Here is a 21,039-nt window from a genome sequence, read left to right as displayed (position 1 = left end):
GAACCGCATGAATTTCTCAGTGCAGCATGGACAGCCCGCGCATGCCCAGCCACGAGAGGTTCACGAGGATGGTCGGGAGGGCACTGAGCAATTGCAGGCTGAAGGCGTTCACGGTCTATACCTCTCGATCGGATCAAACTGGGCGCAGGTCCAACATTGTCCCTGCGCCCTGTGTCGCTCCCCACCCTCGACTCGTTACATAAGCACATCAACGGGTTTCGCGCATCAGCGTGCCGAACCGGTCCCCGATCCGGTGCCCGCCGAGCCACTGGCCGAACCACTGTCGGCCGAGCCGCTCGCGGAACCACTGTCGGCCGAGCCGCTCGCCGAACCGCTGTCGGCCGAGCCGCTCGCCGAACCGCTGTCCGCCGAACCCGTCCCGATCGGACCGCTGGGCACGGTCGCACCCTTCGACCCCGGCCGGTTGACGTAGACGGTCACCGGCGTCGACGCGTCCGCCTCCACCGTCACCACCCGGGCACCCGCCGCGGAGGTGACATGGCCGCCGTCGACCCGTACCGCGTACCCGTCCGGATAGTGCACATCCGACACATAGATCTCGGTCGGCCCACTCGCCGGGCGCGGGGTGTACCGGTAGGCGAAGTCACCGGTGTCGGGATCGAAGATCATCCGCCCCGGCGTGCCCGCAGTGGCCTGCGGATAGGTCCGCACCAGCTGCTTGCCGACATCCCCGAGGAACGGGTCCGGCTTCGGCCCGCCCGCGCCGAACCGCGAGGTGTAGGTCCAGTACTGCCAGCTGACGAAGCGCTCGTCGGCGCGGCTGAGGGTATTGCTCAGCACGGACGCGTCGCCGTCACCGAATTCGGTGACCAGGGTGGGCAACTGGGTGCGGGCGGTGAAGGCGTCGATATTGCTCCAGGTCTTGGCCTGCTGCACCGGGCACAAACCGCGCAGGAAGGTGGGCAGCCCCGAATAGATGGCGAGCTGACTCGGGATGCAGTAGTCGTGTGGCGCGAAGGCGATGTCGGGCGCGCTGATCGGCGGATTCTTGCCCAGATTCGTGGGCATGGTCTCGTTCCAGGTGACATTGGGTTCCCACAGCACCATGAGGTCGCCATTGCGGCCGCGCACGGCATCGGTCAGCTTCTGCATGGCCGCCTGGTATTTGACGTCGAAGCCCGGACAGCCGTTCGGGAAACAGGACAGGAAGGCCGAACCCGGCCACGGCTCGTTCAGCAGCTCGATGCCGAACGCGCCCGGGTGTCCGCTCACCCGCGCCGCGAGCGCCCCGAGCGCGTCACCCAGGTAGTCGAGCACTCCGTAGGTGTTGTTCCAGACCTCGTCCCAGCCGGAGTTCATGCTGGGCATCAGGTAGTAGAACGGGAAGCCGACATTGGGCTCCAGGCCGCTGGGCCGCGCGTGGATGGCCCATTCGGGAAAGCCGTTGCCGCCCCAGATGCTCGAGAGCCCGTCCTGGTGGTTGTCGAGCAGGGTGTGAATCCCATACTGCGCCAAGGTGTCCACCACGCCGGCGACGCGATCGAGGTAGGCGGTGTCGACCACGCCCTTGGTCGGCATGAGCGCGTCGAAGGAGACGCCGAGGCGCACGGTGTCGAAGCCGTGCCGCGCGAGCAGCGCCGCATCGTCGGCGGTGACGGTGAGGCCGTCGCCGGGTTCGAGGAAGGGCGGCTCCTTGTCGACATTGTTGACGCCGTGCAGCAGGACGACGCGGCCGCTGTCGTCGACGAACCGCACGCCGTCGGTGTGGAGCCGCGCGAGCGCCGAGCCCGCGGGCGCGGCCTGGGCGACGGCGGCGGGCGCGATCAGCGCACCCGCCAGTGCCGCGGTGAGCAGTCCGCGGATCCAGCGTCCGGCGCGCCCGCGCCCGATCCGGGCCGTGGTGGTCCTGTGTATCGGCATCGCTGTTCAGTTCTTTCAGGTCAATCGTCCAAATGGACATCCGTCCAAGTTTGGAGTGATCGTAGCCATCGAAACTCGGGTCTTGACCGTTTTCGCGAGATCGATCGGCCGCTTCCGGGCCGGTCACGTGCGCTATGAGCGAAAAGGACGCAGGTCACGTGGCATTGTCGGTGGCTTCCTGGAGAATGGACCAGGCCCATTCGGGCTCGGACAAAGCCAGGAGGTGTCGTGACCGACGGTCCACTCATCGTGCAGAGCGACAAGACGCTGCTGCTGGAGGTCGACCACGAGTCGGCCGATGCGGCGCGGCAGGCCATCGCGCCGTTCGCGGAACTGGAGCGCGCGCCCGAGCATGTGCACACCTATCGGGTGACACCGCTCGCGCTGTGGAACGCCCGCGCGGCCGGGCACGACGCCGAGCAGGTGGTGGACGCGCTGGTCAGCCACAGCCGGTATGCGGTGCCGCAGCCACTGCTGGTGGACATCGTCGACACCATGGCCCGCTACGGGCGGCTGCAGCTGGTCAAGCATCCCGCGCACGGGCTGGTGCTGGTCAGCCTGGATCGCGCGGTGCTGGAAGAAGTGCTGCGGCACAAGAAGATTCAGCCCATGCTGGGCGCGCGCCTCGACGACGACACGGTGGTCGTGCATCCGTCCGAGCGCGGGCGCATCAAGCAGATGCTGCTCAAGATCGGCTGGCCCGCCGAGGATCTCGCCGGATACGTGGACGGCGAGGCCCACGAGATCAACCTGGACTACGAATCCAGCGACTGGCATCTGCGCGACTACCAGGAGATGGCCGCGGAATCCTTCTGGGCGGGCGGGTCCGGCGTGGTCGTGCTGCCCTGTGGCGCGGGCAAGACCATGGTGGGCGCGGCGGCCATGGCCAAGGCCAAGGCCACCACGCTGATCCTGGTCACCAATACCGTGGCCGGGCGGCAGTGGCGGCGCGAACTGCTGGCCCGCACCTCGCTGACCGAGGACGAGATCGGCGAATACTCCGGTGAGCGCAAGGAGATCCGTCCGGTCACCATTGCCACGTACCAGGTCATCACCCGCAAGACCAAGGGCGAGTACCGGCATCTCGAGCTCTTCGACAGCCGGGACTGGGGCCTGGTCATCTACGACGAGGTGCACCTGCTGCCCGCCCCCGTCTTCCGCATGACCGCGGACCTGCAGTCGCGCCGCCGGCTCGGGCTGACCGCCACCCTGGTCCGTGAGGACGGCCGCGAGGGCGATGTGTTCTCGCTGATCGGCCCCAAGCGCTACGACGCGCCGTGGAAGGACATCGAGTCGCAGGGCTGGATCGCGCCCGCGGACTGCATCGAGGTGCGGGTCACCCTGACCGACGCCGAGCGCATGGCCTACGCGACCGCCGAGCCGGAGGAGCGCTACAAGCTGTGCTCCACCGCGCGCACGAAACTGCCTGTGGTGGAATCGATCCTGGCCCGGCACCAGGACGCGCCGAGCCTGGTGATCGGCGCCTACCTGGATCAGCTGGACGAACTGGGCGAGCATCTGAACGCCCCGGTCATCCAGGGTTCCACCCGCACCAGGGAGCGCGAGGAGCTCTTCGACGCCTTCCGCCGCGGCGAGATCCCGGTGCTGGTGGTGTCGAAGGTGGCCAATTTCTCCATCGACCTACCGGAAGCCTCGGTGGCGGTGCAGGTTTCGGGCACGTTCGGGTCGCGGCAGGAGGAGGCGCAGCGGCTCGGGCGGCTGTTGCGCCCCAAACACGATGGCGGCCAAGCTCACTTCTATTCCGTGGTCGCACGTGACACGCTGGACGCCGAGTATGCCGCGCACCGGCAGCGTTTCCTGGCGGAGCAGGGGTATGCCTATCGCATCACCGATGCGGACGACCTGCTGGGGCCGACGATAGGATAAGTGGAGGAAGAGCCTCCATAAGGCGGGAGGGACGCACGTGCGGCGCTTCGAATTCGCGGTGGATCGCGACCATGCCCGGGCGGTCAACGAGGTCGTCGCGTACCTGCGGCGGCTTCGCATCTGGGCGTACAGCGCGGCCATCGGGCTGGGACTGGGCACGGCATTCCTGGTCTGGGTGAACCACCCCTGGTCCTGGCTGCTGGCGGTGGCGTTCCTGCTCGCCGCGGTGACCGCGCTGTTCATCGGGTACTGGACGCCGCATCGGGGCCGGGTGGACAAGCTGTACGCCGCCGGCGATCTGGTGCCCGCGGTGGTGTCGGAAACGCACGGGACCGGGGCCACCCTGCTGGCCCTGGTCGATCTGGCCAAACCGAATACCGCGGGGCCGCGCTACGCGCTGGTGACCCGCACGGTGCGCTCACTACCCGGGCATCGGGCCCGGGCCGGGGAGCGCGTGCCCGCGGTGACCGTGCGGGTGGACCGCGCGCCCGGCCCGGTCGGGGATCTGTGGCAGTCGGTGAGCGCCATGCCCATTGCCTGGGGCACCCGGGATCTGAACATCATCGAGCGCGCCCGCGGGGCCATCAACGAGGTGGAGTGGAAGCTGCTCACCGACAATCTGGACCTGGCCACCAAGGTGCGGGGCGCGGACGCCAAGCGCCTGCTGCTGGACCCGCAGCAGCTGCCGGAGGAACTGCGCGGCTGAACAATCCGGGCGACAGGCAACAATAAGGGCGACAGGCGCGGCCGCCGAAAATAGAATGATCGGATGATTCCCGCCGCGAATATGCTGGCGTTTCTCGTCGCATCCATCGTCATTGTCATAATCCCTGGTCCCGGTGTGCTTTTCGTGATCGGCCGGGCGCTGACCTACGGGCGGCGCGCGGCACTGCTGTCGGTGCTGGGCCACTCGGCCGGCGTCATGGTGGTCCTGGGCATGGTGGCCGCCGGGCTCGGCGCCATTCTCGCCGCCTCGGCCATCGCGCTCTCGATCGTGAAGCTGGCCGGCGCGCTGTACCTGATCTACCTGGGCATCCAGGCCGTCCGGGAACGGCGTTCGCTGCGCGAGGCCTTCGAAGCGAAGGTCGAGCCCATGGAGAACGGCCGGGTGCTGCGCCAGGCGGTACTGGTCGGGCTGACCAATCCGAAGGCCATCATCTTCTTCTCCGCGGTGCTGCCGCAGTTCGTGGCCCCGAAGGCGGGCGCGGTCCCGGTGCAGATGCTGATCCTGGGCGGGCTGTTCCTGGTGGTCGCGCTGATCTCGGACTCGGTCTACGCCCTGCTGGCGGGTACCGCGCGGAACTGGTTCGCCCGGTCGCCCAAGCGACTGGAGGTGATCGGCGGCGCGGGCGGCGTGATGATCATCGGACTGGGCGCGAGCGTCGCCGTGTCGGGCAGCGGTAACTGAGGGGTGCGCCGATTAGCATCGGGCTGGTCGGCGGTCGATCACGGAAAGGGGTCGGTGCAGCGCATGAGGCGGAACTGGCGGTACCTGGCGGTGGGGGCGGTACTGCTGGCGGGCGCGAATGCGGCTCCCGCACAGGCGGATTCGAGTGACGCGCTCGCGGGCTCGCCCGGGCTGGGCGATCCCTACTATCCGATGGACGGCAATGGCGGCTATCACGCCGACCACTACGACGTCACCATCTCCTACGATCCGCCGTCCCATCAGCTGACCGGGTCGACCCGGATCGACGCGGTGGCCACGCAGGCGCTGCGCACGTTCAACCTGGATTACAGCGGGCCGGAGATCTCCAAGGTGACGGTCAACGGGCTGCCGGCCTGGTTCGACCGCACCGATGAGCACGAACTGGTCGTCACGCCCCTGATCCCGCTGCTGCCCGGCCTGCCGTTCACCGCGCAGGTGCAGTATGCGGGCGCCGCCACCAGCACCGATGGCGACGGGTGGTGGTTCTCGCCCAGTGGCGGGGCTTTCGTTGCGGGCGAACCGCATTCGGCGAGCGCCTGGTACCCGCTCAACGACACGCCGTTGGACAAGGCGACTTTCACGCTGCACGCCACCGTGCCACAGGAGTGGGAGGTGATGTCCAACGGCGACAAGGTGTCCGACACCGTGCAGGGCGCGGACCGCACCGTCTCCTGGGAGATGCGCCAGCCGGTGGTCGGCTATCTGACCACCATCGCCATCGACCGGTTCCAGTTCCTGGAACAGCGGCGCGCCAATGGAACTCCACTGCTGAGCGCGTTCGCGCCGGACGCGTTGAAGGCCAGGGAGGTGGAGTCACGGCTGCCGGAGATCCTGGACTTCCAGGAGCAGCTGTACGGGCCCTACCCGTTCGACACCGGGGGCGGCATCTACGTCGACACCGATCTGCAGTTCTCGCTGGAGACCCAGACCCGGCCCATCTACGCGCCCTGGACCGATCTGGACACCGTGGTGCACGAGATCACCCATCAGTGGTGGGGCGACTCCATGTCGGTGAAGCAGTGGTCGGACGTCTGCCTGAACGAGTGCTTCGCCAGCTACACTGCCGACTACCTGTGGCCGGAACGCAAGGACGGCAAGGACGTCGACGCCGCGTACCGGGACACCATCGCGAAATACCATGACGATCAGAAGTTCTGGGAGATCCCGCTCCAGAACCCCGGCAAGGGCAGCGAATTCACCTCGGTCTACTACCGCGGCCCGCTGTTCCTGCACGCGCTGCGCCGCACCATGGGTGATGACGCCTTCTTCCCGGCGGTCCGCGACTTCGTCATGGGACACAAGTACGGGAATGCCTCCATGTCCGAGTTCCGCGCGTTCATGCAGACCCGCACACCTCGCGATCTGACGGGCTTCTTCACCGCCTGGCTCGACCGCACCGACCGCCCCGCCGACGAGTTCCTCTACCCCGGCAGCCTGCGCGCGTGAGACGTTGCCCGCCACCGGAATTCGCGGCGGGCCACCGCAGCGGCGACCGTGATCCGGTCAGGCCGGAAGCGGGCGGGTACGGTCCGACAGCACCAGCGCGGCCATGGCGCCGAGCACCGAGCCGGTGACGAACCGCTGGGCCCGCAGCCAGAGCGGCCGCCGCGCCAGGAAGGTCGAGATGGCGCCCGCGCTGAGCACGATCAACCCGTTCACGGTGATGGCGATGCTGATCTGCACCGCGCCCAGGCAGAGGCTCTGCAGCCACACCCGCCCGTGCGCGGGCACCACGAACTGTGGAATGAGCGCCATGTACAGGATGGCGATCTTCGGATTCAGCAGATTGGTGACGAGACCCATGGTGAACAGTCGCCGCGTCGGATCCGCGGGCAGCTCCGTCGGCGTGAACAGCGAAACCCCGCCGGGCCGGAACGTCTTCCACGCCAGATGGAGCAGGTACACCGCCCCCGCCACCTTCAGCGTCAGGTACAGCGCCGGCACCATGGCGAACACCGCGGTGATCCCCGCGGTCGCCGCCGCCAGATACACCCCGAACCCGACCGCCACTCCCGCGAGCGACACCAGCCCGGCCCGCCGCCCCTGCGACACGGTCCGCGACACCAGATACATCATGTTCGGCCCCGGCGTGAGCACCAGCCCCAGCGCCGCCGCGGCCACCCCCAGCACCGCACTCGTCTCGATCACCCGGCCCATTCTCCGAGCCGCACCCACCCGCTGTCGCGGTCCACTCACCACCATCTGGACCCCGAACCCAGAGCCATCCGGCCCGGCCGGATCGGCGGCGTCGGTTCCCGAGGGTGAGAACGGCGTTCCGAAGTCCGGCGTCAGCGGACGACGTCGGCGGTGTGGCCCGCGCGCAGACGGCGGACACCCTCGGCGATGGTCTCCTCCTTCTTGCAGAAGGTGAAGCGCACCAGGTGGTTCCAGGCGGCCTTGTCGTCGGCGAAGACGCTCACCGGCACCGCGGCCACGCCGAGGCGTTCGGGCAGCTCCTTGCAGAAGGCATAGGCGTCGGTCGCGGCCAGCGGCGTGATGTCGGCGCACACGAAATAGGTGCCGTCACTGCGCTTCACCCCGAACCCGGCGTCGGCGAGCGCGGCCGAGAGCCGAAGTCGCTTCTCCGACAGCGTGTCCCGCAGCGCGGCCACCCACTGCTGCTCGGTGTTCAGTGCATGCGCGACCGCGGGCTGGAACGGACCGCCGCCGACGAAGGTGAGGAACTGCTTGGCGGCGAGCACCGCGTCCAGCAGCGGCGCGGGCGCGCAGGCCCAGCCGATCTTCCAGCCGGTGACGCTGAATGTCTTGGCGGCGCTGGAGATCACGATGGTGCGCTCGAACATGCCGGGCAGCGTGGACAGGCTGATGTGCTCGTGCCCGTCGTAGTAGAGGTGCTCGTACGCCTCGTCCGACATGACGTACAGGTCGTGTTCGATGGCGATGTCCGCGATGGCGGTGAGGTCGGCGCGCGAGAGCACGGTCCCGGTCGGGTTGTGCGGCGAATTCAGCAGCAGCAGCCGGGTTTTCGGGGTGATGGCGGCGCGCAGGCTGTCCAGGTCGAGGGCGAAGCCGTCGCCGTCGGGCACCAGCCGCGCGGTGCGGCGCCGCGCCCCGGCCAGCGCGATGGCGGCGGCGTAGGAGTCGTAGTAGGGCTCGATGAGCACCACGTCCTCGCCGGGTTCGACCAGTCCGAGCACGGTGGCCGCGATGGCCTCGGTGGCGCCGACGGTGACCAGCACCTGGGTGTCCGGGTCGTAGTGGGTGCCGTAGCGGCGGGCCCGGTCGGCGGCGATGGCCTGCCGCAGGACGGGCACGCCGCGGCCGGGCGGGTACTGGTTGAACCCGTCGGCGATGGCCTGCCGCGCCACCTCGAGCATGCCCGCGGGGCCGTCGCTGTCCGGGAAACCCTGACCGAGGTTGACCGCGCCGTGGCGCACGGCGAGCTCGGTCATCTCGGCGAAGATCGTCGACGCGAAGGGCTGCAGTCGGGCGACGGTGGGAATGCGCGGCATGTCCGGAGCCTAATCCATCGGCGAAAACGGCCCGCGACGGTGAGTTGCCTCACAGCGACGGGCCGCGGTTCACTGCGGCAGCCGGATACCCGTCAGCTTGGCGGGGTTCACCACGTCGTAGACGCCCCACACCCGGCCCTCGCGCACGGTGAAGGCGTACACGCGCTGCGGGTTCCCGGCGGACCCGTTCTCGGCCGGGATCGTGTGCGCGAGGATTCCCCACTGCCCGTTGACCAGCACCGGTTCGAGCTGCCGGGCGGGTCCGATGTGCTCGGCGTCGAAGAGCCCGAATCGGCGCCACAGGCCCAGCCAGAGGCGGACGTTCTTGTCCACGCCCGCAACCACATTGATGGCGGTGGACACGGCGCCGCCGCCGTCGCCCACGGTACGCACGTCCGGGTGCAGCGCGGCCACGATGGCGTCGACGTCGCCGCTGCCCAGCGCGGCGAGCAGTCGCTGCACCGCGGCATTGTGCTCGTCGTCGGTGACCGGGGCGGGCGCGGCCGCCACCGCCTTGCGGGCCCGGGTGGCCAGCTGTCGCGCGGAGTCCACGGAAATGCCCAGGATGTCGGCGATTTCGCTGAACGGCACCGAGAAGCCGTCGTGCAGCACGAATGCCACGCGCTGCGGCGGGGTCAGCGTGTCCAGCACCACGAGGGCGGCGAAGCGGAATTCCTGTTTGCGCACCACGGCCGCCAGCGGGTCCGGGGTGCTGGAGGGCGTCACCGCGCTGACCACCGGCTCCGGGAGCCATTGCCCCACATACTTTTCCCGCCGGACCGCGGCGCTGCGCAGCCGGTCCAGGCAGATGCGGCCGACCACCGTGGTGAGCCAGGCGCGCAGATCCTCGATCTCGGATTGGCGGGCCACCGCGAGCCGCAGCCAGCTCTCCTGTACCGCGTCCTCGGCGTCGCTGACGCTGCCGGTGAGCCGATAGGCCACCGAGAGCAGATGCGGCCGATGCGTTTCGAACAAGTCGGCAAGGAGAGCGGCAACCATCGGATCGATCCTACGGCCGGGCTCCGACAGCCTCCGCACCGCCCCGGTGGCCAGAACGCGCTGTGCCCGCGCACGTTTCCGTGACAGCATGACCGCATGGACGCGGAATTCCTCTCCGACGGCGTGGTCCGGCTGTCGCCGCCCGCAGTTTCCGACATCGACGCCATCACGGCCCTGTGTCAGGAACCGTCCATCGGCGCCTGGACCACCATGCCGGTTCCCTATCACCGCGCCGACGCGGAGAAGTTCATCTACGACATCGTCGGCCCGGGCTGGGCCACCCGCAGCCCCACCTGGGCGCTGCGCCGCGCCGCGGACGGGCCGGTGGTCGGCATGATCGGCCTGACCGTGCCCAATCGCCGCCGGGACGAGGACACCGCCGAGATCGGCTTCTGGCTCACCCCCGCCGCCCGCGGCGAGGGCCTGATGACCAGGGCCGCGCTCCTGGTCACCGCGGCGGGTCTGGATCCCGCCGGGCTGGCCTTCGAGCGGCTGGAGTGGCGCGCCTTCGTCGGCAATCACGCCTCCGCGGCGGTGGCCCGCCGCGCCGGCTACCACTACGAGGGACTGCTGCGCGGCGGCTCGCTCCAGCGCGGCGTCCGCCGCGACACCTGGGTGGCGGGCCGCCTGCGCGACGACCCCGCGACGCCCGGCCCGCACTGGCCCGAGGGTGTCTGACACACCCGGAAACAGGTTCGGCGCACACCCGCCGGACTGGGTGTGCGCCGAACACAGTGTGCACGCCGGACTCGTTCCGTGCGAGGTGAACTCGCGACGAGCGGGTGCTGGTCGGATGGCCGGGCCGGCTAGCCGCGGGCCTCGCGGCGGCGGGTGACGGCGTCGGCGAGCCGGTCGAGCTGGGCTGCGGTGGTGTCCCAGTCGATGCAGGCGTCGGTGATGGACTGCCCGTAGGTGAGCGCCTCCGGGTGGCCGAGGGTGAGGTCCTGGCGGCCCGCCACGATGAAGGACTCCATCATGAGACCGACCACGGTGTGCTCGCCCGCCGCGATGCGCTCGGCGAGATCGGTGACGACGTCGATCTGCTTGTTGTGGTCCTTGTTGGAGTTGCCGTGCGAGGCGTCCACGACCAGCCGCTGCGGCAGCGACGACTTCTCCAGGCGCAGCAGGGCTTCCGCGCAGGAGGCGGCGTCGAAGTTGGGGCCGTTGCTGCCGCCGCGCAGGATGACGTGGCAGTCCGGGTTGCCCGCGGTGCGGATGAGCGCGGAACGCCCGTCCAGGTCGGTGCCGGGGAAGACGTGCGAGGCGGCCGCGGCGCGCACGCCGTCCACCGCGACCTGCACGTCGCCGTCGGTGCCGTTCTTGATGCCGACCGGCATGGACAGCGCCGAGGACAGCTGCCGGTGCACCTGGCTGGCCGCGGTCCGCGCGCCGATCGCGCCGTAGGCGACCAGGTCCGCGATGTACTGCGGGGTGATCGGGTCCAGGAACTCGCACGCCACCGGCAGCCCCAGCGCGGTGATGTCGACCAGCAGGCGACGGCCCAGGTCCAGGCCGGTGTTGATGTCGAAGCTGCCGTCCAGGTGCGGGTCGTTGATGAGACCCTTCCAGCCCAGCGTGGTGCGCGGCTTCTCGAAGTAGACGCGCATCACCACGTGCAGCCGGTCGTCCAGCTCGGCGGCCTTGGCGGCGAGCCGGCGAGCGTAGTCCATGGCGGCGTCCGGATCGTGCACCGAGCACGGGCCGACGATCACCATCAGGCGGTCATCGGAGCCGTTGAGCACGTCGACGGTGGCCTTGCGGCCGGCGCGCACGGTGTCGGCGAGGGTGTCGTCGATCGGGTGGGCGGCACGGATCTCACGGGGCGACCGCAGCGGGCTCACACTGAGCGTGCGCTGATCGTCCAGATCGGCATGCCGTTCGAGATCGGCGGTGGTAGTCATGGGTTGGTTTCCTGTCCCAGGCCGACCCACGGAGAGTTGTTCGAAACCCCTTCGAGCCGGTCTGTTTTCGTCCGGCTCGGGGTGGAGGATGTCAGCGCAGGTTCACGCCGCGCGACCCACCCGGGGCCGGCTGGCTAAACCAGAAATACACACGCTGCATGCACCGGACTGTACCAGAGATCTCGTATCGTGCCTGTGGCGTGGAACACCATCGATGGGACCGGGATCTCACAGAATGGGACGGTCCAGGTCAGCGCAGGATGTAGTGCAGGATCACATCGTGCACGTGGCGGGTCTTCTCGTCGCCCCGGAACTCCACCTCGTAGGTGTGGTGCCCGGTGCTGATGGCGATGTGCCCGGAGGAGAAGAACTGTCCCGCGAACGACTTGTTGGTCAGGATGCTGACGCTCGAGATCCGCGCGTACGGGATGCTCGTGATGGCGATCTTCTTCCCGACGAACGAGTTGTCCTGGATGACGACCCGCCGGTCGGTGATCCCCAGGAATCCGGTGCCCACCCCGATGGCGTCGTACACGGCCAGGATCTGTTCACCCGGCAGCAGTCCCTGCTGGATCTTGTCGAGCTGGTCCCGCCGGTCGAATGGAATGCTCATCGGTGCTCCGGCCTCCGGATCAGCGGCGAACGAACGGATAGGTGACCTTGGTCAGTTGCTCGGACAGCTCCCACAGCCGCCGCGCCATCACCTCGTCCTTGGAGGCGGCGGTGGAGGTGCTGGGCCCGGGGTAGCCGCGCATGCCGCGCAGCCCGGTCGGGCCGTAGAAGCCACCCGGCTCGACCTCCGAGGTGGCGGCGAACAGCGTTGGCAGCGCGCCCATTTCGGCGCTCTGCGCGAACAGCCGGTTGCCGATGGACATGAGCGTGTCGTACAGGGATTCGGTGTGTCCCTGCAGCTCGGTGGCGGCGTAGCCGGGATGCGCGGCCACCGACACCTTGGTGGATCCGGCGGCCGTCAGGCGGCGCTGCAGTTCCCGCGCGAACATGAGATTGGCCAGCTTGGACTGCCCGTAGGCGGCCCAGCGCTGATAGGAGCGCCGCTCCCAGTTGAGATCCTCGAGGTCGATGCGGCCGATGGCGTGCATGCCGCTGGAGAGCGTGACCACCCGGTCGCGAATCTTGTCCAGCAGCAGCCCGGTCAACGCGAAATGACCGAGATGGTTTGTGCCGATCTGCATTTCGAAGCCGTCGGCGGTGCGCTTGAACGGCACCGCCATCACGCCCGCATTGTTGATCAGTACGTCGGCGCCGTCGACGGAGTCGGCGAACTCGTGGATCGAGGTCAGGTCGGCCAGATCCAGCCGGCGCACCTGGGCATTGGGGCCGATCTCGTCGGCGACGGCCCGCGCCTTGACCTCATTGCGGCACGCCATGATCACGCGCGCCCCGGCGCCGGCGAGCGCACGCGCGGTGACCGCGCCCAGCCCGCTGTTGGCGCCGGTCACGATGACCGTCCGGCCCGCCTGATCGGGGATGTCGGAGATGTCCCAACCACTCACGGGGTCGAGTCTAGGGGCGCGGCGGCGTGCTCGTCTGATCTCGGCGCGAACCGCTCCCGGATTCGGAATTTGCCGACGCCTGCCGAGGGTGCTCCGGCGCGTCACGTCCGCCTCGCCGTCGAACCCTGCGACCTGCCCGAGCGGTAGCGTCCGCGACCATGGACGCCCTGATACTCCCGGGTTTGCTGGGCGTTCTGGTGCCGATCCGACATTCTGGTGCCGATCTGACATTGTGACCGCCAGGGACACCGAGACCACCGTCACCGAGAGCGGCGGTGACGGATTCCCGGGTCGGATCCAGTACTGGCCGGCGGTCAGGACAGGGCGAGGACCTCGTCGTCGGACATGGCGGCCACCTCCAGGTAGAGGCGGGCCACCTCGTCCAGCCGGCCTGCCGCGCCGGCGCGCTCCTCACGATCCCGCAGGCGGCGGGCCAGTCCCGCGACCGTGCGGGCCGCGAAGAAGTCGGCGACCACGGTGTCCGGGGAATCCAGCCAATCCCGCACGCGCGCGACGACCGCGGTCGCCAGCACCGAATCGCCGCCGAGGGCGAAGAAGTCGTCGGTCACGCCGACCCGCTCGCGGCCCAGCACCGTGGCGACGATGTCGGCCACGGCGCGCTCGATATCGGTTCGGGGAGCGACGAATTCGCCGTCCCGCTCGCCCGCGGCCAGCAGGGTCGCGATGGCCTTGCGGTCCGGTTTGCCGTTCGAGGTGAAGGGCAGCTCGGCCAGCAGTTCGACCCGGGACGGAATCATGTAGGCGGGCAGCAGGTCCGCCGCGGCCGCCAGCAGGGCCGGGGCCTCGAGGGTGACGCCCTCGCCCGCCACCACGACCGCCGCGAGTTTCGGTGCGGCCGTGCCGATCACCGCCGCGATGGCGTGCCGCACGCCCGGCAGGGCGCGCAGGGCGCTCTCCACCTCGCCGAGTTCCACCCGATACCCGCGGATCTTGACCTGATGGTCGGCGCGGCCCAGGAACTCCAGGCAGCCGTCCGGCAGGTACCGCGCCAGATCGCCGGTGCGGTACCAGTTCAGGCCCTCGTGGGTGACGAACCGGTCGGCGGTCCGCTCGGCGTCGCCACGGTATCCGGCGGCCACGCCCGCCCCGCCGATCCACAGCTCGCCGGTGACCCAGTCCGGGCAGTCCTGCCCCGACGGCCCGACCACCCGGCATCGCACATTGCGGAGCGGAGTGCCGTACGGGACGGCCGACCACTCCTGCGGCACTTCGGCATTCACCACTTCACAGATGGTGGAGTGGATGGCGGTCTCGGTGGCCCCGCCCAATCCGGCGAACCGGCTGTCCGGGGCCACCGCGGCCAGCCGTCCGGGCAGCGCCACATCCACCCAGTCGCCGCCGAGAATGACCATGCGCACACTGTCCACAGGCTTCCCGGCGGCCGCCTCGAGCAGCATGTCCAGCAGGCTGGGGACACAGTTGACCACCGAAACCCGATGCCGCCGAATCATTTCGGCCCACCGTCCCGGCTCGCCGCGCTGTCCCTCATCCAGCGCGACGACCGCACCCCCGGCACTCAGCAGGCCGAAGATGTCGTAGACGGACAGGTCGAACTCCAGCGCCGACAGGGCGAGCGCCCGATCGTCGGCGCCGATCCAGAACCGCTCGTTGAGGTCGTCGATGGTGTTCATCGCCGCCCGGTGCGGCACCTCCACGCCCTTCGGCTGCCCCGTCGACCCCGACGTGAACAGCACATACGCGATGGCCTCCGGATCCGGAATCACGGCCTCGGCCAACGGTTCCGGATACCGCCGCGCCTCGGTCAGCGCCAGCGTCGGCACCCCGGTGACCTCCGCCCCGGCCGTCACCGCCGCCACCACGGCACCGATCCGCACGATCTCGTCCCGGCGCGCCGCGGGCTGATCGAACCCGATCGGCACGTACACGCCGCCGGCCGCGAGCACACCCGCGCTGGCCAGGATCTGATCGGGCCCCTTCGGCAACTGCACCGCGACCGCATCACCCGGCCGCACCCCCGCCGCACGCAACGCACCCGCCACCGCGAGCGCCTGCCCGGCCAGCGCGCCATAGGCCAGCACCCGTGCCACGGAGGCGGACGTATCCACGAGGTCGTCCTCCCAGATGACCGCGGGCGCATCCGGATTCGCGGCGGCGAACTCGAACAGCCCACTGTGCAGCGCCCGCCCGCTCACCGGACCATCGGTGGCATTCACCCGGGCGCGAACCACCGCCTGCTCCACCGGAATTCGCACCGCCGCCTCGGCATCCCACCCCGCGTCGCGGACCTCGACGTCGGGCTCGTCACTGCCCGCCAGGCGCAGGACGGCGTCGATGTAGCGGGTGAACATGGTCTCGACCATGGCGGGCGGGAAGGCGTCGGCGCGGACGTCCCAGTTCAGCAGCAGGCCGCCCCGGACCTCGGTGACCTGGGCATCGAGCAGCACCTGCGGGCCCTGGGAGATGATCCAGACCGGCTCGCCGAAGGTGGCGGTGACCTGGTCGGCGAAGAGTTCGCCGAGATTGATGGCGCTGGTGTAGACGATCGGGGCCAGCACCGGTTCGCCGCGCAGCCGGCCCAGGTCGCGCAGCACCTCGAGGCCGGTGTAGCCGGAATGCGCTCCGGCGGCGTGCAATTCACGCTGCAGGGCGCGGGCCCGGTCGGTGACGGTAGCCGGCTCGGTCACATCGACCTCCAGCAACACCGACGAGGTGAAGTCACCCACCACCCCGTCCACCTGCGGATGCACCGGTTCCCGATGGAACAGCGGCAGATTCAGCAGGAATCGCCGCTGCCCCGACCACCCGCCGATGGTCTCGGCGAACACCGACGCCAACGCCATCGCGGGGGTGATCCCCCGCGCATGCGCCGCCGCGAACATGCGCGCCTTGGCCTCCGGCGACAGCCACCGATGCAGCCGCACGGTGCGCGCCTGCTCCCGGACCTCGGCGGCGCCCGGCAGTTCCGGCGCACCCGGCAGATCCGCGAGCCGCCGCTGCCACCACTCGCGATCGGCGGCGTGTTCCGGTGCGGGACAGGCATGGTCGGCCAGGTACTGCCGGAACGTGTAGTGCTGTGGCGGCAGCTGCTCGCCGTGATAGAGCCGCGCCAGGTCGGCCACCAGGATCCGGTAGCTCATGGCGTCGGCCGCGAGCATGTCCACATCCAGGTGCAGCCGGGTGCGCCCGTCCGGCAGCAGGGTCAGCGCGATATCGACGACCTGACCCTCCTCCACGGCCATCAGCTGATGAGTCCGGCGCTCCCGCAACGCCGCCAGCGTCCGCTCCACCGATGCGGCGTCGGCCGCGCGTAGATCGGTGACACTCCAGACATCCCGGCCCGGCCGCTCCAGCGTCTGCTGGGTCCCGTCGGGCAGGAACCGCGTCCGCACCATCGGATGCCGCCGCACCAGCCCCTCGACCGCCGCCCGGAGCCGCTCCGGATCCACCCCGGCCCCGTCGAATTCGACATAGAGATGCGCCGCGACGGCCCCGAGCTCCTGACCCTCGCCCCGCCCGACCCAGTACGCGTGCTGCATCGGCGCCAGCCCGAACGGACTTCCGTCATCGGCCTTCTCGCTCGCGGCCGCAAGCACATCGTCCGCCGGGTCATTCGATTCCGCCCCGCCGAGCAGGCGGTGCCAGGCGGCGACGGTGGGCTCGGCGGCGAGTTGGGCGAAGTTGACGGCCAGGCCGCGTTTGCGCCAGGAACCGGCGAGTTTCATGGTGCGGATGGAGTCGAGGCCGAGCTCGATGAGGTCGGCGTGGTCGGGGACGGCGACCGGGTCGAGGCCGAGGTGGCCGGCGACGGCGGTGCGGATCTCGTCCCGGGCGATGCTCGCCGCTGACCCCTGGGGTGACTCCATTTCCGCTGGTACTCCTTGTTCGAGGGGAGGGGATGGCCGCTGCCGATCCGGAATTCGGATGTCGTTCGACAGCAGCCTAACCCATTGAGATAGGGTTGCCTAACCTATGCAAGGCCACCCTTACTAGCCAGAGGTCAGAGCTGTGACATCGACCGCATCCGCGGAGACATCGACCGCAAATCCCGCCACGGACCACCGCGCCGGCTTCGTCCCGTTCCCCGACGACCTGGCCGAGCGGTACCGGCGGGCCGGATATTGGGCGGGCCGGCCACTGGGCGAACTCCTGCGCGACGCGGCCCGGCGGTGGCCCGACCGACCGGCGCTGCTGGGCGGCACCGAGACCTCCTACGCGGCACTCGATCTGGCGGCCGACCGGATGGCGCACGGCTTCCTCGCCCTGGGCATCCGGCCCGGCGACCGGGCCGTCCTGCAGCTGCCCAATGTCCCCGAGTTCGTTCCGGTGCTGTTCGGCCTGCTGCGCGCCGGGATCATCCCCGTGCTCACCCTGCCCGCCCACCGGCGCGCCGAGATCGAGCATCTGGCAAGGCTTTCCGGCGCGGTCGCCTACGTGACAGCGGACCGGCTCGCCGACTTCGACTACCGCACCCTCGCCGCCGAGGTGAGCGCGCACGTCCCGGCCCTGCGGCACGTCCTGGTGCTGGGTGACCCCGGCCCGTTCACCGACCTGAATTCGATTCCCGCCGATGGTGATTCGCTGCCCGCGGTCGACGCCTCCGATATCGCGCTCATGCTGGTCTCCGGCGGCACCACCGGCCTGCCCAAGCTCATCGCCCGCACCCACGACGATTACGCCTACAACGCGAAGGCCAGCGCCGAGGTCTGCGAGCTCGGCCCGGACGACGTCTATCTCGCGACCCTCCCGGTCGCCCACAACTTCCCGCTGGCCTGCCCCGGCGTACTCGGCACGGTGGCCACCGGCGGCGCCATGGCCTTCGTCACCGACCCCAGCCCGGAGAGCGCCTTCGCCGCTATCGAACGCCACCGCGTCACCGTCACCGCCGTGGTGCCGCCGCTGGCCCAGCTCTGGTGCGCGGCAGTGGAGTGGGAGGACGCCGACCTGTCCTCGCTGCGCCTGCTCCAGGTCGGCGGCGCGAAACTGGCCGAGGTGAACGCCCGCGATGTCGTCCCCGCCCTGGGCGTGCGGCTGCAACAGGTGTTCGGCATGGCGGAGGGCCTGCTCAACTACACCCGCGCCGAGGACTCCGACGAACTGGTCTGCACCACCCAGGGCCGTCCCCTCGCCCCCGCCGACGAGGTCCGCGTGGTGGACGAGCAGGGCGACGACGTCGCCGACGGCGAGGAGGGCGAGCTGCTCACCCGCGGCCCCTACACTCTGCGGGGCTACTACCGTGCCCCCGAACACAATTCGCGCGCCTTCACCCCGGACGGCTACTACCGCAGCGGCGATCTGGTGCGCCGCCTGCCCAGCGGCCACCTGATCGTGTCGGGCCGCATCAAGGACGTCATCAATCGCGGCGGCGAGAACATCTCCTGTGACGAGCTCGAAGAACACCTGCTCGCCTATCCGGGCGTGCGGCACGCGGCCGCCGTGGGCCTGCCCGATCCGGCACTCGGCGAGAAGGTCGGCGTGGTCCTGGTGACCGCGGGCGACCTGCCGTCGCTGGCCGCGGTCAAGGCCTTCCTGACCGAACGCGGCCTGGCCACCTACAAGCTCCCGGATGTATTGCGGCAGGCCGACGTCCTGCCCGTCACCGCGGTCGGCAAAATCGACAAGAAGGCCCTCGCCGCGCGCTACTGAGCCACACGCCCTAGGGTTCAGCCATGGGCGGGTGGAACACATCGGACATTCCTGATCAGACCGGTCGGATCGTGATCGTCACCGGCGCGACCAGCGGCCTGGGCGAGGCCACCACGCGGGCCCTGGCCGCCGCCGGCGCCCAGGTGATCATGGCCTGCCGCAATGAGATCAAGGCGCAGGCCGTGGCCCGGACCATGCCCGGGACCGTGCAGATCCGCCAGCTCGACCTGGCCGACCTGGCCTCGGTGCGCGCCTTCGCCGCGGGCGTCGAGCGCGCCGATGTCCTCATCAACAACGCCGGGGTGATGGCGGTGCCGAAACAGCGCACCGCCGACGGCTTCGAATTGCAGATCGGCACCAACTATCTGGGCCACTTTGCGCTGACCGGCCTACTGCTGGACCGGATTTCGGAGCGGGTGGTGAACACCTCCAGCATCACCCACTTCATCGGCCGTATCGATCTGGAGGACCTGAACTGGGAGCGGCGCGCCTACTCCCGTTTCGGCGCGTACGCGCAGTCCAAGCTGGCGCTGCTGCTGTTCACCTACGAGCTGCAGCGGCGGCTGACGCTCACCGGCTCGCCCACGCTGTCGGTGGCCGCGCACCCGGGCTATGCCGCCACCGAGATCAGCTCGGAGACCCAGAACCTGCTGGAGCAGATCGTCGGGCTCGGCAATCGGCTGGTGGCCCAGAGCGCCGAGATGGGCGCTCTCCCAACGCTGTACGCCGCCACCGCCGCGGTCGAACCGGGCGGCTACTACGGACCGGACCGGTTCAACTGGCGCGGTCATCCCGCCGAGGTCGGCTCCAATGCCGCCTCCCACGACGAGAAGACCGCCCGGCAGCTCTGGGAGCTGTCCGAGCGGTTGACCGGGGTCGAGTTCGGCGTCTGACGCTCAGGCGCGCACCACGTACGGCGCGACGCTGCCGAGTTTCTCGCAGGTCTCCTCGAATTCGCGGTCGGGCCGGGACTGCCCGACCACACCCGCGCCCGCGCGCAGCCACGCGCCCGCACCGGTCTGGTAGACCGCGCGCAGCACCAGCGTCGCCTCCAGCGCACCGTCGGGCGAAACCGTCACCACCGCACCGGAATACAGGCCGCGCGGATCGTGGTCGAGGCGGAACACCGCATCGACGCCCGCGGCCTTGGGAATCCCGGAGGCGGTGACCGACGGGAACAGCATCTCCAGCGCGTCCCACGGGCTGCGGTCCGCCGCCAGCCGCCCGCGCACCGTGGAGGCCAGGTGCTGCACGCTGCCGCGCTCACGCACGGCCATGAAGTCCGAGACCGCGGTGGTGTCCGGCTCCGCCACGGCCGCGATCTCGGCGAACGAGGTCTGCACCGAAATGGCGTGCTCGACAATCTCCTTCGGATCCCGCACCAGGTCGGCGCGGGCGGCCAGATCGACCTCGTCGCCGCGCCCGAAGGCCCGGGTCCCGGCCAGCGGCTCGGTGGTGACCACCCGGTCCCCGTCCACGGCCGCGACGAGTTCCGGGCTGAAGCCCGCGGCCTCCAGCCCGCCCAGCCGCAGCAGGAACGAGCGCGCCGGGGTGTTGTGCACGCGGCCCAGCCGGTAGGTGGCCGGAATGTTCACCGCGAAGGGCAGTTCCACCTTCCGCGACAGAATCACCTTCTGGTACTTGCCGTCCCGGATCTCGGCGACGCCGGTGGCCACCCGGTCCCGGTAGCCCGTGGGATCCACGGTGACGTCGACGGGGTGCGCGACCGGCAGCGGCGTGTCCCGCGCGGCCGCGATCAGCGCGTGGATGTCGCCGGTCTCGGACGGCGTCGCACCCGACACCCGTACCCCCGAGGCGTCGATGCGTACCTCGATGCGCGGAATCATCAGGTGCGCCAGCGTCGCTCGCGGGTGCACGTGCGCGGTCGCGCACAGCGACCAGGCGCAGAACTCGAATCCGATCCACCCGAACGCATTCCGGCCGTCCAGCGGCAGTGCGGCCAGCGCGCCGTCGACGGCCTGCGCCGGATTCCCCGTCCACGGCCCGGCGGTGGTGCGCCCGTCCCAGCTCACCCGCAGTTCGTTCGCGTCCAGCTCGACGCCGCCCAGCGGGTCGGCCGCGAACACCCATTCGCCGGGCCGCTCGTACACCACGTATTCACCGAAGCGATCCGCCGCCGCCAGCGCGGTGACCGCCGCGACCGGATCGGTGACGTGTTCGCCCCACCGCTGCTCCCCCTCGAGCCGTACCCGTTCGTCAGCGACCGACACCAGACCTCCAAGGTTATGCTTACCTAACTCGATGAGTGAGGTTAGCATTACCTTTCCCAGAGCGGGGCGGGGTCGATCGCGACCTGCGTCACGACGCCG

Annotated in this window: 16 protein-coding genes; 7 read left to right on the top strand and 9 right to left on the bottom strand. The window is 69.9% G+C overall.

All coding sequences use genetic code 11. The features are described 5' to 3' along the window. Positions 1-225: 225 nt before the first annotated feature. Complete coding sequence (locus tag ACWEQQ_RS16750) at positions 226-1,881, bottom strand: endoglycoceramidase I (protein WP_452348800.1); 1,656 nt, start codon at positions 1,879-1,881, stop codon at positions 226-228. Between the two features lie 228 nt (positions 1,882-2,109). Here ACWEQQ_RS16750 and ACWEQQ_RS16745 point away from each other — a divergent pair, with 228 nt between their 5' ends. From ACWEQQ_RS16745 to ACWEQQ_RS16730, 4 genes are all read left to right on the top strand, one after another. After that, positions 2,110-3,768: a DNA repair helicase XPB gene (locus ACWEQQ_RS16745; protein ID WP_452338142.1), complete on the top strand. Its 1,659-nt coding sequence runs from the start codon at positions 2,110-2,112 to the stop codon at positions 3,766-3,768. Positions 3,769-3,805: 37 nt separating this feature from the next. Then, positions 3,806-4,474, top strand: coding sequence for a DUF3239 domain-containing protein (locus tag ACWEQQ_RS16740; protein WP_452338143.1), 669 nt, complete (start codon positions 3,806-3,808; stop codon positions 4,472-4,474). A 63-nt stretch (positions 4,475-4,537) separates the two neighbouring features. Then, on the top strand, positions 4,538-5,176 hold the full coding sequence (locus ACWEQQ_RS16735; protein WP_452348799.1) for a LysE family translocator: 639 nt from the start codon (positions 4,538-4,540) through the stop codon (positions 5,174-5,176). Between the two features lie 63 nt (positions 5,177-5,239). Next, positions 5,240-6,643, top strand: coding sequence for a M1 family metallopeptidase (locus ACWEQQ_RS16730; RefSeq protein WP_452348798.1), 1,404 nt, complete (start codon positions 5,240-5,242; stop codon positions 6,641-6,643). Between the two features lie 57 nt (positions 6,644-6,700). Here the strand turns inward: ACWEQQ_RS16730 and ACWEQQ_RS16725 are convergent, their stop codons facing one another. The 3 genes from ACWEQQ_RS16725 to sigJ form a co-directional block, all read right to left on the bottom strand. After that, positions 6,701-7,345 (bottom strand): LysE family translocator, encoded by a 645-nt coding sequence (locus tag ACWEQQ_RS16725; protein WP_379382962.1) that lies wholly within the window; start codon positions 7,343-7,345, stop codon positions 6,701-6,703. A gap of 140 nt (positions 7,346-7,485) precedes the next feature. Next, a complete protein-coding gene (locus ACWEQQ_RS16720) occupies positions 7,486-8,670 on the bottom strand; it encodes a pyridoxal phosphate-dependent aminotransferase (RefSeq protein ID WP_452348797.1) in 1,185 nt (394 codons plus the stop codon). A 69-nt stretch (positions 8,671-8,739) separates the two neighbouring features. After that, complete coding sequence (gene sigJ, locus ACWEQQ_RS16715; protein ID WP_452338148.1) at positions 8,740-9,669, bottom strand: RNA polymerase sigma factor SigJ; 930 nt, start codon at positions 9,667-9,669, stop codon at positions 8,740-8,742. Between the two features lie 96 nt (positions 9,670-9,765). Here sigJ and ACWEQQ_RS16710 point away from each other — a divergent pair, with 96 nt between their 5' ends. Beyond that, positions 9,766-10,347 carry a GNAT family N-acetyltransferase gene (locus tag ACWEQQ_RS16710; RefSeq protein ID WP_452348796.1) on the top strand — a complete coding sequence of 194 codons (582 nt, stop codon included), beginning with the start codon at positions 9,766-9,768 and terminating at the stop codon, positions 10,345-10,347. 128 nt (positions 10,348-10,475) lie between these two features. Here ACWEQQ_RS16710 and ACWEQQ_RS16705 read toward each other — a convergent pair whose 3' ends face one another. The 4 genes from ACWEQQ_RS16705 to ACWEQQ_RS16690 form a co-directional block, all read right to left on the bottom strand. Beyond that, positions 10,476-11,570, bottom strand: coding sequence for a 3-deoxy-7-phosphoheptulonate synthase (locus ACWEQQ_RS16705; RefSeq protein ID WP_379382970.1), 1,095 nt, complete (start codon positions 11,568-11,570; stop codon positions 10,476-10,478). A gap of 250 nt (positions 11,571-11,820) precedes the next feature. Continuing rightward, positions 11,821-12,183, bottom strand: a complete 363-nt coding sequence (locus tag ACWEQQ_RS16700; protein ID WP_354830917.1) for a PH domain-containing protein — start codon at positions 12,181-12,183, stop codon at positions 11,821-11,823. Positions 12,184-12,202: 19 nt separating this feature from the next. Then, positions 12,203-13,084 (bottom strand): oxidoreductase, encoded by an 882-nt coding sequence (locus ACWEQQ_RS16695; RefSeq protein ID WP_452348795.1) that lies wholly within the window; start codon positions 13,082-13,084, stop codon positions 12,203-12,205. A 314-nt stretch (positions 13,085-13,398) separates the two neighbouring features. Then, positions 13,399-16,929: a non-ribosomal peptide synthetase gene (locus ACWEQQ_RS16690; RefSeq protein WP_452348794.1), complete on the bottom strand. Its 3,531-nt coding sequence runs from the start codon at positions 16,927-16,929 to the stop codon at positions 13,399-13,401. 142 nt (positions 16,930-17,071) lie between these two features. On the opposite strand from ACWEQQ_RS16690, the gene ACWEQQ_RS16685 reads away from it, so the two are divergent. Both ACWEQQ_RS16685 and ACWEQQ_RS16680 read left to right on the top strand, forming a co-directional pair. After that, the gene (locus tag ACWEQQ_RS16685) at positions 17,072-18,709 is read left to right on the top strand and encodes a (2,3-dihydroxybenzoyl)adenylate synthase (RefSeq protein ID WP_452348793.1); all 1,638 of its coding nucleotides are present in this window, start codon (positions 17,072-17,074) and stop codon (positions 18,707-18,709) included. A 23-nt stretch (positions 18,710-18,732) separates the two neighbouring features. After that, the gene (locus tag ACWEQQ_RS16680) at positions 18,733-19,602 is read left to right on the top strand and encodes an oxidoreductase (RefSeq protein ID WP_452338153.1); all 870 of its coding nucleotides are present in this window, start codon (positions 18,733-18,735) and stop codon (positions 19,600-19,602) included. A 3-nt stretch (positions 19,603-19,605) separates the two neighbouring features. Here ACWEQQ_RS16680 and ACWEQQ_RS16675 read toward each other — a convergent pair whose 3' ends face one another. Further along, on the bottom strand, positions 19,606-20,988 hold the full coding sequence (locus ACWEQQ_RS16675; protein ID WP_452348792.1) for a salicylate synthase: 1,383 nt from the start codon (positions 20,986-20,988) through the stop codon (positions 19,606-19,608). Positions 20,989-21,039: the final 51 nt, after the last annotated feature.

The organism is Nocardia sp. NPDC004123, assembly GCF_053603795.1.
This window is presented reverse-complemented; position numbering and strand designations above follow the sequence as displayed.

What these genes read in the sequence shown, in the direction of transcription:
- ACWEQQ_RS16750 (WP_452348800.1), bottom strand. Translation starts at nt 1,881, where the DNA reads ATGCCGATACACAGGACCACCACGGCCCGGATCGGGCGCGGGCGCGCC.
- ACWEQQ_RS16735 (WP_452348799.1), top strand. Translation starts at nt 4,538, where the DNA reads ATGATTCCCGCCGCGAATATGCTGGCGTTTCTCGTCGCATCCATCGTC.
- ACWEQQ_RS16730 (WP_452348798.1), top strand. Translation starts at nt 5,240, where the DNA reads ATGAGGCGGAACTGGCGGTACCTGGCGGTGGGGGCGGTACTGCTGGCG.
- ACWEQQ_RS16720 (WP_452348797.1), bottom strand. Translation starts at nt 8,670, where the DNA reads ATGCCGCGCATTCCCACCGTCGCCCGACTGCAGCCCTTCGCGTCGACG.
- sigJ (WP_452338148.1), bottom strand. Translation starts at nt 9,669, where the DNA reads ATGGTTGCCGCTCTCCTTGCCGACTTGTTCGAAACGCATCGGCCGCAT.
- ACWEQQ_RS16710 (WP_452348796.1), top strand. Translation starts at nt 9,766, where the DNA reads ATGGACGCGGAATTCCTCTCCGACGGCGTGGTCCGGCTGTCGCCGCCC.
- ACWEQQ_RS16705 (WP_379382970.1), bottom strand. Translation starts at nt 11,570, where the DNA reads ATGACTACCACCGCCGATCTCGAACGGCATGCCGATCTGGACGATCAG.
- ACWEQQ_RS16700 (WP_354830917.1), bottom strand. Translation starts at nt 12,183, where the DNA reads ATGAGCATTCCATTCGACCGGCGGGACCAGCTCGACAAGATCCAGCAG.
- ACWEQQ_RS16690 (WP_452348794.1), bottom strand. Translation starts at nt 16,929, where the DNA reads ATGGAGTCACCCCAGGGGTCAGCGGCGAGCATCGCCCGGGACGAGATC.
- ACWEQQ_RS16680 (WP_452338153.1), top strand. Translation starts at nt 18,733, where the DNA reads ATGGGCGGGTGGAACACATCGGACATTCCTGATCAGACCGGTCGGATC.
- ACWEQQ_RS16675 (WP_452348792.1), bottom strand. Translation starts at nt 20,988, where the DNA reads ATGCTAACCTCACTCATCGAGTTAGGTAAGCATAACCTTGGAGGTCTG.